11 protein-coding genes and 1 pseudogene are annotated in these 13,355 nt (G+C 73.8%); 6 read left to right on the forward strand and 6 right to left on the reverse strand.

Annotated features, from left to right (window positions below; all coding sequences use genetic code 11):
* Position 1 precedes the first annotated feature (1 nt).
* Positions 2–1,003 carry a hypothetical protein gene (locus tag OHS18_RS01430; protein ID WP_328615598.1) on the reverse strand — a complete coding sequence of 334 codons (1,002 nt, stop codon included), beginning with the start codon at positions 1,001–1,003 and terminating at the stop codon, positions 2–4.
* Positions 1,000–1,509, reverse strand: coding sequence for a SigE family RNA polymerase sigma factor (locus tag OHS18_RS01435; RefSeq protein ID WP_328615599.1), 510 nt, complete (start codon positions 1,507–1,509; stop codon positions 1,000–1,002). The genes OHS18_RS01430 and OHS18_RS01435 overlap by 4 nt, the downstream gene beginning before the upstream one ends.
* Before the next feature lie 232 nt (positions 1,510–1,741).
* Between OHS18_RS01435 and OHS18_RS01440 the strand changes: the two genes are divergently transcribed.
* Positions 1,742–3,997 (forward strand): RCC1 domain-containing protein, encoded by a 2,256-nt coding sequence (locus OHS18_RS01440; protein WP_328615600.1) that lies wholly within the window; start codon positions 1,742–1,744, stop codon positions 3,995–3,997.
* 24 nt (positions 3,998–4,021) lie between these two features.
* On the opposite strand, the gene OHS18_RS01445 is transcribed toward OHS18_RS01440, so the two are convergent.
* Positions 4,022–4,375, reverse strand: coding sequence for a hypothetical protein (locus OHS18_RS01445; RefSeq protein WP_328615601.1), 354 nt, complete (start codon positions 4,373–4,375; stop codon positions 4,022–4,024).
* Between the two features lie 76 nt (positions 4,376–4,451).
* Here OHS18_RS01445 and OHS18_RS01450 point away from each other — a divergent pair, with 76 nt between their 5' ends.
* The gene (locus OHS18_RS01450; RefSeq protein ID WP_328456898.1) at positions 4,452–5,081 is read left to right on the forward strand and encodes a TetR/AcrR family transcriptional regulator; all 630 of its coding nucleotides are present in this window, start codon (positions 4,452–4,454) and stop codon (positions 5,079–5,081) included.
* A 3-nt stretch (positions 5,082–5,084) separates the two neighbouring features.
* Here OHS18_RS01450 and OHS18_RS01455 read toward each other — a convergent pair whose 3' ends face one another.
* Positions 5,085–5,804 carry a TetR/AcrR family transcriptional regulator gene (locus OHS18_RS01455; protein WP_328615602.1) on the reverse strand — a complete coding sequence of 240 codons (720 nt, stop codon included), beginning with the start codon at positions 5,802–5,804 and terminating at the stop codon, positions 5,085–5,087.
* Between the two features lie 89 nt (positions 5,805–5,893).
* Between OHS18_RS01455 and OHS18_RS01460 the strand changes: the two genes are divergently transcribed.
* Positions 5,894–7,423: an FAD-dependent monooxygenase gene (locus OHS18_RS01460; RefSeq protein ID WP_328615603.1), complete on the forward strand. Its 1,530-nt coding sequence runs from the start codon at positions 5,894–5,896 to the stop codon at positions 7,421–7,423.
* Positions 7,424–7,540: 117 nt separating this feature from the next.
* Here the strand turns inward: OHS18_RS01460 and OHS18_RS01465 are convergent.
* Together OHS18_RS01465 and OHS18_RS01470 are read right to left on the reverse strand one after the other, a co-directional pair.
* Positions 7,541–9,093: pseudogene (locus OHS18_RS01465) on the reverse strand (adenylate/guanylate cyclase domain-containing protein).
* A gap of 109 nt (positions 9,094–9,202) precedes the next feature.
* Positions 9,203–9,943 (reverse strand): sulfite exporter TauE/SafE family protein, encoded by a 741-nt coding sequence (locus OHS18_RS01470; RefSeq protein WP_328615604.1) that lies wholly within the window; start codon positions 9,941–9,943, stop codon positions 9,203–9,205.
* Positions 9,944–10,030: 87 nt separating this feature from the next.
* Here OHS18_RS01470 and OHS18_RS01475 point away from each other — a divergent pair, with 87 nt between their 5' ends.
* The 3 genes from OHS18_RS01475 to OHS18_RS01485 all read left to right on the forward strand — a co-directional run bounded on the left by OHS18_RS01475 (position 10,031) and on the right by OHS18_RS01485 (position 13,295).
* A complete protein-coding gene (locus OHS18_RS01475) occupies positions 10,031–10,795 on the forward strand; it encodes an AraC family transcriptional regulator (protein WP_328615605.1) in 765 nt (254 codons plus the stop codon).
* A gap of 84 nt (positions 10,796–10,879) precedes the next feature.
* Positions 10,880–11,788, forward strand: coding sequence for an AurF N-oxygenase family protein (locus tag OHS18_RS01480; RefSeq protein ID WP_328615606.1), 909 nt, complete (start codon positions 10,880–10,882; stop codon positions 11,786–11,788).
* 19 nt (positions 11,789–11,807) lie between these two features.
* Positions 11,808–13,295, forward strand: coding sequence for an FAD-dependent oxidoreductase (locus tag OHS18_RS01485; RefSeq protein WP_328615607.1), 1,488 nt, complete (start codon positions 11,808–11,810; stop codon positions 13,293–13,295).
* The last annotated feature ends 60 nt before the right edge of the window (positions 13,296–13,355 follow it).

Consider the following 13,355-nt stretch of genomic DNA (forward strand, 5'->3'; position numbering starts at 1 on the left):
CTCAGCCGATCACGTGCGTGGTCCAGTTCCGCTCGTCCGGGCCGAGCAGGGTGATGCGGTCCAGCAGGCCCTGGGGCCCGCCGATCGCGTCCAGCCCCGCGGCGGCCGGGCGGTCGACCCGGACGCACGCCTTCAGGCCGTTCTTCGTGACGCACACCGCGTCGTTCGTCTTCGACGGCGTCCCGCCGGGCGGCGCGACCTCGATCACGACATCGGCACCGTTCACCGAGTAGTACAGCTGCAGCGTCCACGGCCGGCCGTCCTGGTCGGGCCGCCGCCACAGCTGGCCTTCGCTGAGGTGGAAGCCCGGCGGCAGGCTGCTGACGTGCAGGGGCAGCGGCACCGGCTTGTTCGCGAAGGTGACTTCGTCCGCGACGCGCACCAGCGACCGCTGCACGTCCGGGAAGTCGAGGTAGTACCCGTGCAGCTCGGCCCAGCGGCCGTCCCCGGTCGGCCAGCGCAGGTAGGCGTCGCCGCCGTTGAGCGGGTCCTCGGCGTTGGTCGTGACCCAGTAACCGGTCCGGTCGCCGATCCGGGCCGGGACGCTCACCGCGTGCCCGCCCATCTGGTTCAGCCGGTCGAGCGGCGGTTCCTTGTCGTAGACCGCCAGCCAGATCATCGGCGCCAGGTCGCCCCGGCCGATCGCCAGCGAGTAGTCGCCGTGGGCGCCGACGCCGTATTCGACGCCGGTGAAGGCGCCGGGCAGCCAGCCGAAGCTCGCCTTGGCCACCAGGGGATCGTCGGTCGGCGGCGGCGCGACCGAGACCACCGGCGGGGGCGGCGGCGCGGCGACCGGCGCGTCCGGGGCGGGGGCACGGGTGAGCGTCACGGCGGTCAGGCCGCCGGCGATCACGACCGCGGCGCACCCCGCGACCACCGTCACCGTGCGCAGCCGCCGGCGGCGGCCCCCGTCCCGGCGGGCCCGGTCGAGGTCGAGCACCATCGGCGGGGCGGGCTCGTCGGTCAGTTCCTTCAGGCGCACGGCCAGTTCGTCGTCGGTCACGCGGTCGCCTCCGGGAGGGTGAAGGACTCGGTGGGCAGCATGCCGCGCAGCGCGTCCACGGCCCGCGCGGTCTGGCTCTTGACGGTGCCCGGGGAACAGCCGAGCGTCTTCGCGACGTCGTTCACCGGCAGGTCGCAGTAGTAGCGGAGCACCAGGGTCGCCCGCTGCCGCGGCGGCAGCCGGTCGATCGCGGCGCGCAGGTCGAGCGCCGTCTCGACGTCGAAGCCGGCCGCGGGCGGCGGGTCGTGGTCGGCCGGCCGCAGGTCGACCAGCCGCCACCAGGACGTCCGCTGCTCGGCCAGGAAGGTGTTGACCAGCGTCCGGCGCGCGTAACCGTCCAGGTTGTCGGCCCGCAGGGCGCGGGGCCAGTGCGTGTAGAGCTTCGTGACGGCGCTCTGGACCAGGTCGTCGGCCCGGTGCCAGTCCCCGCAGAGCAGGAAGGCGACCTTGCGCAGCCAGGGGGCCCCTGCCGTCACGTACTCGGTGAACCCGGCATCCGCGGGCAAGGCGCCACCTCGTTTCGTCGTAGGGATGGGACACCTCTCTGATGCCGCCCGCCCGCCGAACGGTTGCACCGCACGCGGATGTGGTGGCCGTCACGGGCGCTGCGCCGAACGGCCGCTACCCGACGGCTGCCCGGCGGGGTTAGAGTCCTCCGGCCGGTCATGGGGCTTTCCGGGGGGATTCATGCGGGCTGCCGCGAGCACGTCACGTCCACTGTGGACACTCAGATCCCGCGTGGTGGCGTTGGCCGCCGGGATCTTCACGCTGGCCTCCGCCGGCACCGGGGTCACCGCCGCCGCGGCGCCCGCTGCCCTCGACTCGCCGGCGTCGAGCTTCACCGCCGTGCAGCCGACCCGGTTCCTGGACACCGTGCGCGGTGTCGGCGTGCCGATCGGCACGGTCGGCCCGCACACGACGGTGACGGCGAGCGCGGGCACCCTGGCGCCCGCCGGCGCCACCGCGGTCGTGGTGAACCTGTGGGCCGAGAGCCCGACGGCCGACAGCGCGATCACCGTGTTCACCCACGGCCAGGCCCGGCCCGCGCTGCCGAACCTGCTCGTCCAGGCGGGCAAGCGGCGCGCCAACCAGCTCACGGTCCAGGTCGGCGCCGACCGGACGCTGGACTTCTACAACGAGGCCGGCTCGACCCACCTGATCGCGAGCATCCTCGGCTACTACTCGACCACGGCGGAGTCGCGGTACACGCCGCTGAGCCCGTCGTGGCTGCCGCTGGACCCCCTCGGCGCCGGGGCGACGGCCAAGGTCGACCTGACCGGCCGGGTGCCCGCGACCGCCACCGCCGTGACCTTCGCCGTGAACCTGAGCGCACCGACCGCGGCCACCTACGTCAGCGCCTTCCCGCACAGCACGCCGCGCCCGACGATGGCCAGCGCGGCCGCCTACCCGGGCGGCACGGGGTCGAACCTGGTCACGGTGAAGATCGGCGCCGACCGCTCGATCGACCTGTACAACCTGGCCGGGACCGTGACGGTGGACGCGGTCGTGCTCGGCTTCTACGCCACCGACTTCGGCGCCCTGTTCACCCCGGTCGCCCCGGTCCGGATCCTGGACAGCCGCACCGGTCTGGGCCTCGCCGACGGCGTCGCGCGCAAGCTCGGCCCGAACAGCGATCTCGTGAACTGGTTGCAGCCGCCGATCCCGCCGGACGCGATCGCCGTCGCCATGAACCTGACCGGGTACGCGCCGACCGCGACCACGGCCATCACCGCGTGGGACTCCACCTCGACCGGCCAGCCGCAGCCGAGCGTGACCATCCCCGCCGGGCAGACGATCTCGGTGGCGACCGCGCCGGTCGTCTCCGCGCCCGGCGCGGCGCCCGCCTTCTCCCAGACCGACCGCTGGACCTACGTGCACAACCGCGCCGGTTCCCTCGACGTGTCGGCCGACCTGTTCGGCTACTTCACGTTGCCGCGGCCCGGGTGCGCGTCCGGCTGCGTCTCGACGTGGGGCTACTACTCGTGGCGGCAGCACGAGGACCTCAGGATCCCGAGTCCGGTCAGCGGCCTGGACGGGGTCGTGGCCGTCGCCGGCCGGGCCGCCGCCGGGTACGCGCTGCGCGCCGACGGCACCGTCCGGGCCTGGGGCCCCAACTCGACGGGCGGGCTCGGCAACGGCTGGTGGGGCAGTGCCTCCTACTCCCCGGTCCCGGTGCTCGGCCTGACTTCCGTCACGGCCGTCGCAGCCGGTAACTTCAAGGGATACGCCCTGCGGGCCAACGGAACCGTGTGGCGCTGGGGGCACGACGTCAACACCCCGGTGCCGGTGGCCGGCCTGGCCGGCGTCACCGCCATCGCCGCCACCGGCGACACCGCGTACGCCCTGAAGGCCGACGGCACGGTGTGGGCGTGGGGCAGCAACACCCGCGGCGAGCTGGGCAACGGTTCCACGGTGGCGAGTTCGGCCACCCCGGTGCGCGTGTCCGGTCTCACCGGCGTGACGTCGCTCGGCGCGGGTGACGGCTACACCGGCTACGCCGTCAAGGCCGACGGCACCGTCTGGGCCTGGGGCGACAACACGAGCGGCCAGCTCGGCAACGGCGTCGCGTGCGCCGGGTGCCTCTCCCGCACCCCGGTTGCGGTGTCCGGGCTGACCGGCGTCAAGTCCGTGACCGGCGACTCGTCGGGCGCGGTGGCCTTGCGCGCCGACGGCACCGTCTTCTCCTGGGGCAACAACGAACGTGGCGGGCTGGGCAACGGCGTCGACTGCCCGCCGGGCGGCACCGGCCCGAACTGCTCGGCGCCGGTGCCCGCCCCCGTCCACGACCTGACGGACGCCACGGCCATCGGGATGTTCAACGGCGGCGCCTACGCCGTCCGCGCGGACGGCACGGTCTGGGGCTGGGGCAGCAACGAGTCCTCCGAGCTGGGCCTCAGCGTCGTGAGCTATCCCTTCTACACCACGGTTCCGGTCCAGGTGCCTGGCGTCGGCGGCGTCAAGGCCGTCGCCTCCGGGCTGGCCGTCGGCCGCTGACCCTGCTGGGAGTCGTCGTTTCCCTTACGGCTTGAGCTGTACCGTCACCGTCACGCCACCTTTCGCGCTTTGCCGGGCGATCGCGTGGCCGGTGCGGGTGGTGCCGTCCAGCTCGACGGAGAGCGGGCCGCCCTCGCCGGTGAAGTTGCGCCACCAGTTCTTCTTGCCGGGCATGCGGACGCCGATCTCGACCGTGCCGCCCGTGTGCCGGTAGCCCACCGGGATGGTGAACGTGCGGCCCGAGCGCCGTCCGGTGTAGGTCACGATCGTCAGGTGCCGCCGCACCGCCGCGCCCCAGCGGCGTGACGAGCGCAGGGCCACCACCCGGCGGTTGAACCCGTCGACCGCCCGGTCGACCAGCTGGCCGTTCGTCCTCATCGGACCTCCTTTTCCTTGTCCGCCAAAGTAGTCGCGCAAGAGGAGAGACCTGTCCGGTTGGCGTAAAGTGAGAAACATGAGTGCCGACCCTTCTCATCCGGCGCCGTTGCGGCGGGATGCCCGGCTCAACCGCGAGCGCATCGTCGAGGTGGCCCACGAGCTCTTCGCGCGCCGCGGCCTCGACGTGCCGATGGCGGCCGTCGCCCGGCACGCCGGGGTCGGGATGGCCACGCTGTACCGCCGGTTCCCGACGAAGGAGGCGCTGGTCGGCGAGGTGTTCTCGCACCAGTTCGACCTGTGTGTCGCCGTCGTGGACGACGCGCTGGACGACCCGGACCCGTGGCGGGGGTTCGTCACCGTCGTCGAGAAGGTGGGGGAGATGCAGGCGTGCGACCGCGGGTTCAGCGCCGCCGTCTCCTCGGCGTTCCCGAAGGTGGCCGACACCGCCGCGGAACGGGGCCGGGCGCTGGGCCGCGTCGCCGCGCTGGTCGACCGCGCCAAGGCGGCGGGCAAGCTCCGGGCCGACTTCGCGCTCACCGACCTGATGCTGGTGCTGATGGCCAACGACGGGGTGACCGCGGACGCGCCGGCGGCCACGCGGGTGGCGTCGCAGCGGCTGGTCGCCTACCTGGTGAACTCGTTCCGGGCCGAGAACGCCGGTGTGCCCCTGCCGCCGGCCGTGCCGCTGAGCGTGATCAAGGTCTGAGCGTCAGGGCAGGTGGGCGGCGATGCCCGCCAGCACCCGGTCCAGGCCGGCCTCGAACCACCGGTCCCGGCGGTCGGCCGCGTGCGGCGTCTCGGCTTCGACGATCACCCGGGTGAACCGCGGGTAGCGCCCGCTGTCCATGATCAGCGGGCCGTACTCGCCCTCGCGCTCCATCCACTGCTCGTGGCTGAGCCCCGAGAGCCGCGCCGCTTCCTGATCGCCCAGCTCGCTCTGCACGTGGCCGAGGACGAACGAGGAGAGCGTGCCGAGGTTGGCGAGCAGGTCGTCGGTGCCGAGATCGAGGCCGTCGAACGCCGAGAACGTCAGCTCCGACCACCACAGGCTGTTCGGGCCGTGGTTCGGCCGGCCCGAAGCCAGCGCGGGGAACCACGGGTGCCGCAGGGCCGTCGCGCGCATCGACCGGGCGATGACGCGCAGGGCGTCCCGCCACTGCGCGGGCAGCACGGTGCCGCGCAGCTCGCCGGTGACCTCGTCGCCCATCAGCTGCAGGATCTCGTCCTTTTTGGACACGTACCGGTAGAGCGAAGTGGTGCCGGTGCCCAGTTCGGCGGCGATCCGCCGCATCGAGACGGCGTCGAGCCCCTCGGCGTCGGCGATCCTGATGCCGGCGGCCGCGACGTCGCGGCGGGTGTGGGCCGGTTTCGGCCCGCGGGTCCCGTGTTCGGGACGCAGCCAGAGCGGCGGGCGGTCGTTCGCCGGCAAGGGACCTCCTCGGATATTGCGAACACTGTACCCAGTTCGCTACGGTGGCGATACCGAGAACGGTGTTACCGGGTTTCCTGGGGGTACGGATGGACTACGACGTGGTAATCGCGGGCGCGGGCCCGGTCGGCCTGTTGCTGGCCTGCGAGCTCCGCCTGGGCGGGGCCCGGGTGCTGGTCGTCGAACGCGAGACGCAGACGCCGCGCTCGCGGTTCGGGTCGATGGGGGCCCGCGCGGTCAACACGCCGTCGGTGCACGCGCTGCACCTGCGCGGCCTGCTGCCCGAGGTGGAGCGCGCGGCCGCGATGTGGCTCGGCGGGGGCGCCGGGCTGCCCGAGTTCGAACCCGGGGACACGGGGGAGCGGCCGGAGATCTTCGTCGGCCACTTCGCCGGGATCGGCATCCGCATCGACCGGCTGCGCCCGCCCGGCCCCGGCGAGGAGTTCCTCGGCGCCGGAGTGATCGCCCAGGGTGATCTGGAGGCGATCTTCGAGCGCCGGGCCGCGGAACTGGGCGTCGAGGTGGCGCGCGGGGTCTCGCTGACCGCGTTCGAGTCCGATGCGGACGGTGTTACCGTCCACATCGGACGTCCGATCCGGGCCGGCTGGCTGGTCGGCGCCGACGGCGGGCGCAGTACCGTGCGTCGCCTGGCCGGGATCGACTTCCCCGGCGTGGACCCGGTGTTCACCGGCCGCCAGGCCATTGTGGACCTGGACGACCCGGGCAAGCTCGTCGCGGACGGCTGGCAGGCGGGCGAGCACGGGTCCTATGTGGTCGGTGGCTGGGACGACGGCTCGGGCCCGCCGCGGGTGCACACCGTCGAGTACGAGGTCGGGCCCGACCGGGACGCGCCGGTGACGGCGGAAGAGATCCAGGCCAGCCTGCGGCGGGTGAGCGGCACCGACGTCCGGGTCACGCGGTTGCACGTCGGCACCCGCTATGCCGACACGACCCGCCAGGCCGAGACGTACCGGCGGGACCGGGTGCTGCTGTGCGGCGACGCGGCCCACGTGCACTCGCCGGCCGGTGGGCAGGGCATGAACCTGGGCCTCGGCGACGCGGTCAACCTCGGCTGGAAGCTCGCGCTCGTCGCGCGCGGGGCGGCGCCGGACACGCTGCTGGACACCTACACCGCCGAGCGGCACCCGATCGGCGCGTGGGTGCAGCGCTGGAGCATGGCGCAGACGGCGCTGAGCACCCAGCGCGGCCCGCGCGCGGACGCGTTGCGCGAGGTCGTGGCGGACCTGCTCGACACCCCGGACGGCGCCACGTACGTCGTCTCGAAGATCGGCGGCGGCTGGCAGCACTACGACCTGCCCGGCGACTTCCCGCTGATCGGCCACCGCGTGCCCGACCTGCCCCTGTCCGACGGAACCACGCTGGCACCGCACTTCCGCTCCGGCCGCGCGGTGCTGTTGGACACGGGGACGGGCGCGGCGGAGGTGGCGGCGGAGTGGGAAAACCGCGTCGAGCTGGTGACGGCGAGCCCGCTGGCGTTCCCGGACCAGCGGCTGGCGGCCCTGATCCGCCCGGACGGCCACGTGGCCTGGGCCGCGACCGGCGGCGAGCTCCCCGGGCTCCGCGACGCCCTCACAACCTGGCTGGGCACCCCCCTCTGACACCCATCCGCCCCCCGGATCCCCGCCGCCGCAGGGAAGTCCGTGAATGGCACATCGAGGGACTCAGAGTCCCTCGATGTGCCATTCACGGACTTCGGCGACCCGGGCCGGGAGGAGTCAGCGTCGCGGGGTGGCCAGCGTCGTGGGGCGGGAGCGGCCGCGCAGGGTGACCTCCTCGGTCGCCGACCACCGGCCCGCTTCGTCCGGCGTCGCCGACTCGACCGCCGTCCAGGACGCCACCAGGCGCCCCTCGACGTTCTTCGCCAGCTCCGTCAGACGGGCCGCTTCGTTGACCGGGTCACCGATCACCGTGTACTCGAACCGGCGCGGGTCGCCGACGTTGCCCGCCACCGCGTCACCCGTCGCGACGCCGAGGCCCGCCGGGCAGTCCGGGACCTCCGTCGCCAGCCGGGCGGCGATCGCGCGGGCGGCGGCCAGCGCGCGGGTCGCGTGGTCCGCCAGGGGCGTGGGCGCGCCGAAGATCGCCAGGACCGCGTCGCCGACGAACTTGTTGACCAGGCCGTGGTTGCGGTCGACCTCGTCGACGACGACGGCGAAGAACCGGTTGAGCAGGCCGACCACCTCCTCGGGAGGGCGGCTCGCGGCCAGCGCCGTCGACCCCACGAGGTCGACGAACAGCACCGACACCGTGCGTACCGTCCCGCCCAGCTCCGCGGGCGCGCGCATCGCCTCCACCGCGACCTCGTGCCCGACGTGCCGGCCGAACAGGTCCCGCATCCGCTCGCGTTCCCGCAGCCCGGCGGCCATCCCGTTGAACCCGGCCTGCAGCAGGCCGAGCTCGGTGCCGTCGTAGACCGGGATCTCGCCGCCGAAGTCACCGGCGCGCACCCGGGCCAGCGCGTCCTGGACCGACCGGATCGGGTTGACCACCGCGCGGGCGGTGAAGACGGTGACCAGCAGGCCGAAACACAGCACCACCAGCCCGAGCGCGATCACCGAGACGGCCAGCTTCGTGGTGGAGACGTCGCCGCGCACCCATGCCAGCACGGCCGTCACCACCAGCCCGGCGACCGGTACTCCGGTGCCCAGGCACCAGAACAGCAGCATCCGCAGGTTGACGCCGCCGCTGACCGGCCGCGCCGGAGCCGTGCCGGCGAGCGCCCGCGCCGCGTACGGCCGCAGGGCGAACTCGCCGAAGAGGTAGGCGATCGCGCAGACCACGACGCTCGCGAAGGCGACCACGAGGAACACGGTCAGCGCGACGTGCGGCTGCAGCAGCGCGGCCAGCCCGGCGAACACCACGGTCGCGACGCCCCACAGGATCGCCTGCATCATCGTGAGCCGAAGCGGGACGCGCAGGCTGGCGGCCCGTTCGGCGTCGCTCGGACGGCGTCCTTCGGCGGCCCAGCGGAGCGTCCGCAGGGCGCCGCGAGTGCCCCAGAGCGCGCCGACGACGACCGCGGACACGACGTAGGCGGGCACGACGTAGGCGTGACCCGCACGAGGTCGCCGGACAGGCCGGGGGCGGGCATGAGCAGCGCCGCGAGGCCGACCACGACGAGCGCGCCGATGACGTTGGTGGCGACCAGCGTCCCGGTGAGCAGCAGCTGGACGCGCCGCCGCAGCGTGGCGACGTCCTGGTCGAGGGGCCCGAGCAGGCCGGAGCCGAACGGCCCCGCCGGGGCGGGTGAATCGCTGAGTGGGTGCACCGGTTCCTGCCGATCGAAACACGATTGAGTGAACGACCGTACACCGAATTGCGAGTGATCGACGGGCGGCACGCCGAGGCCCGATCAGGTTGGTGCCCGCGCGCCGGGCTCACCCCAGCATGGTGGCCAGCGCCGCGCCCAGCAGTCCCAGGTACGCCACCGCGTGCGCGCGGTCCGGGATCGACGGCGACCGGCGTCGCAGCAGCGCGATCGTCGGCAGCGAGCCGGCCAGCAGGAGCGCCGCCGCGGAAGGGTCGATCGCCGCCGGTCCGGGCGTGGCCAGGTACACGGCGGTCGCCGCCACGGCCACCGGCAGGCTGAGCGGGTTGGCCAGCGCGGTCGCGTCGCTCATCGGCAGGCCGCGCCGCCGCAGCAACGGCACCGTCAGGACGCTGCCGCCGACGCCCAGAAACCCCGCCACCGCCCCGATTCCGACGCCGCCCGCGGTGACGGTGGCCCGGCTCAGCGGGCGTGGCCGGCCGCCGCCGAGGAACCCGCGCCGCAGGAGACTGTCGAGGATGGTCAGCGCCAGGTACGCGGCGAACAGGGCGTGCAGGACGCCGTCCGGGACGCTCGTCGCGGCCAGCGCGCCGAGGCCCGCGCCGACGGCGATGAACGCGGCCAGCGGCCGGACGTACGCCCGCTGCAGCCGGCCCGCCTGGGCGACCGTGAGCGTCGCGCCGAGCGAGTTGACCAGCATCACCGCGGCGGACGTCCCGACCGCGACGTGCATCGCGGCCGGGCCGGGCGCCGCCACGGCGTAGACCACCGGCACCGTCACGAACCCGCCGCCGAACCCGAAAAGCGCTGTGGTGACGCCGCTGAGGACGCCCAGTCCGAAGAGGAGCACGTACCGGAACGCTAGGGCGCACGCGCCTGGCGGGCATTCGATGATCAGCCATGTTCTTCCGAGTTCCGGCCACCTAGGCTCGGCGGCGTGCGCAACACCCACATCGACACCGTCGACGACCTCGACCGGGACGTCGTCGCCATCGGCACCGACTACCCGCCCCGCCACGTCCTCGCCGAACACCGGCACCGCCGCGCCCAGGTCCTCTACGGCGTCACCGGCTCGATGCGCGTCGAGACGGCCGACGGCGCGTGGACCGTCCCGCCGCACCGGGCCGTGCTGATCCCGGCCGGCACGCCGCACGCGGTCCGGATGACCGGCGTCAGCACGCGCAGCCTGTACGTCGAACCCCGTGCGGTGCCGTGGTTCCCGGCCCGGTGCCGGGTCGTCGAGGTGACGCCGCTGCTGCGCGAACTGCTGCGGGAGGCGGTCGACGTCGAACCGCGCTACGTCGCCCGCGGACGTGACGCGGTCCTGCTGCAGCTGGCGCTGCACGAACTGCGCCGGGCCGCGCCGCTGCCGCTCGACCTGCCGTTGCCCGCCGACCCGGAGCTGCGCCGGCTGTGCCAGGACTTCCTGGCGGAGCCACGCGTCGACGTCCGCCCGGCGGCCTGGGCGGCCCGGCTGCACGTCGCCGAGCGGACGCTGCACCGCCGGTTCCGCGCCGAGACCGGGCTCGGCCTCGCGCCGTGGCGGCGTCGCGCCTGCGTGCTGCACGCGTTGCCGCTGCTCGCGGCGGGTGCGCCGGTGGCCGAGGTGGCCGCCGGCCTCGGCTACGCGGGCCCGGGCGCGTTCACCACGATGTTCCACCGCCTGCTCGGCGCGCCACCCAGCGAGTTTCGCGAGCGCTGACTCCGAGGACGGGTGTGCACCGGAAAATCTATATGTTACGGTAGGTAACAGTAAATCGTGGTAACACCTGACGAGGAGGTCAGCATGACGAGCATCAGCGAACGCGAGCCGGAGGTGTCGGACCGCGAGACCATCGCGTGCCGGCTGCTGGACTCGTCGGAGCAGCTCTCGTACGACCCCGTCAAGGAGGTCGACTGGGAGACGCCGCTCGACAAGGACTTCCACGGCGCCAGCCCGGAGTGGAGCACGCTGTACGGGACGTCCTACTGGGACGGGATGACCCCGGAACAGCAGCGCGAACTGACCCGCCACGAGGCGGCGTCGGTGGCGAGCACCGGCATCTGGTTCGAGATGATCCTGCAGCAGATGATCCTGCGGGACTTCTACGCGAAGGACCCGACCGATCCCGCGTTCCAGTGGGCGCTGACCGAGATCGCCGACGAGTGCCGGCACTCGATCATGTTCGCCCGCGGCGCGGCCAAGCTGGGCGCGCCCGCCTACCGCCCGCGCCGGTTCGTCGTCGAGGCCGGCCGGATCTTCAAGGCCACCGCGACCGGCGAAGCCGCCTACGCGGCGATCCTCGTCGCCGAAGAGGTCCTCGACGTCATGCAGCGCGACTGGATGCGCGACGAGCGCGTCGTCCCGTTCGTCCGGACCATCAACAACATCCACGTCGTCGAAGAGTCGCGCCACATGAAGTTCGCGCGCGAGGAAACCCGTCAGCGGCTCGACGGCGCCGGGTGGGTGCGGCGGCAGATCAACGCGCTGGTCGTCGCGATCGCGTCGTTCTTCATCGTCACCAGCATGGTGAACCACCAGGTCTACGAGAACGCGGGGCTGGACGGTAAGCGCGCCCGGCGCGAGGCGAAGGCCAACCAGCACCACAAGTCGATGCTGCGCTCGAGCTGCTCCGGGCTGATGGAGTTCCTCCACTCCGCCGGGCTGCTGACCAAGCCGGCGCTGTGGTTCTACAAGCGCGCGAACCTGATCTGACGGCCCCGGAGTCGACGAGATGGCCTTCGCGATCACGCAGACCTGCTGCGCCGACGCGTCCTGCGTGTCGGTCTGCCCGGTCAACTGCATCCACCCGACGCCGGACGAGCCGGACTTCGGCCGCACCGAGATGCTCTACGTCGACCCGGCCACCTGCATCGACTGCGGTGCCTGCGCCGACGCGTGCCCGGTCGACGCGATCTTCCCGGCCGGCGACCTCACCGGGCCGCTGCGGGCCTACGAGGAGATCAACGCCGAGTACTACGCGGGCCAGGACGTGCTGGCCGAGGCGAGTGCCGCGCCCAACTTCCACCGCTGGACGCCCCCGGCGTTCACCCGGGTGCTCCCGAGCGACTTCGCGCCGCTGGACGTCGCGGTCGTCGGCAGCGGCCCGGCGGGTATGTACGCCGTGGAGGACCTGCTACTGCACACCAACGCCCGGGTCACCCTGATCGACCGCCTGCCGGTGGCCGGCGGCCTGATCCGCTTCGGCGTCGCGCCCGACCACCCGTCGACGAAGAAGATCGGCGAGACGTTCGCGCGGTTCCACGACCACCCGCGGCTGCGGCTGCGCCTCGGGACCGAGATCGGCCGCGACGTCACCGCGGCGGAGCTGGCCGCGCGGTACGACGCGGTGGTCTACGCGGTCGGCGCCACGGCGGCCCGCCCCCTCGGCGTCCCGGGGGAGGATCTGCCCGGCAGCCTCGCCGCGACGACCGTCGTCGGCTGGTACAACGGCCATCCGGACGTCGCGCCCGGCGCCGTCGACCTCTCGGCCGAGCGGGTGGCCGTCGTCGGCACCGGCAACGTCGCCCTCGACATCGCCCGCATCCTCACCGCCGACCCCGAGACCCTCGTGGGCACGGAGATCGCCCCGGCCGCGCTGGCCCGGCTGCGGTCGAGCAAGGTGCGCGAGGTCGTCCTGCTCGCCCGCCGCGGCCCGGAGACCGCCGCCTACACCCGGCCGGAGCTGCTGGCCCTCGCCGAGCGCGCCGGCGTCGACCTCGTGCTCGACTCGCACGACCCGCGCGTCGCGGCGGCGATCGACCGGGGGGAGGGCAAGGCGGCACTGCTGCGCGGCCTGCCCCGGGAGGCCGTCGACTGGTCCACGCCGCCCCCGGACGACCGCCGCCGCATCGTCCTGCGGTTCCACTCGGCGCCACTCGCGTTCACCGGCGACACCGAGGTCCGGGGCGTGCGCGTCACCGGCGCCGGGGGTGCCGTCGAGATCGGCGCGGGCCGGGTCGTCCGGGCCGCCGGGTTCCGCGGCACCGGCGTGCCCGGCCTGCCGTTCGACGAGCTGACCGGAACGGTGCCGAACGTCGAAGGCCGCGTCGAGCGCCACCCGGGCACGTACGTCGCGGGCTGGATCAAGCGCGGCCCGTCCGGCGGCATCGGCGCGAACCGGGCGTGTGCCCGCGAGACGATCGGCGCCCTGCTCGAGGACGCCGTCGCGGGCCGGTTCCCGGTGCGCCGCCGCGTCCGGAAGCTCTTCAGCCGCGCCTGAGTGCCCGTTCGTCCACCACCCCGGTCTCCGCGGAGACCGGGGTGGTTTCGTCTTCGCGGC

Source organism: Amycolatopsis sp. NBC_00355, assembly GCF_036104975.1.
Classification (GTDB): Bacteria; Actinomycetota; Actinomycetes; order Mycobacteriales; family Pseudonocardiaceae; genus Amycolatopsis.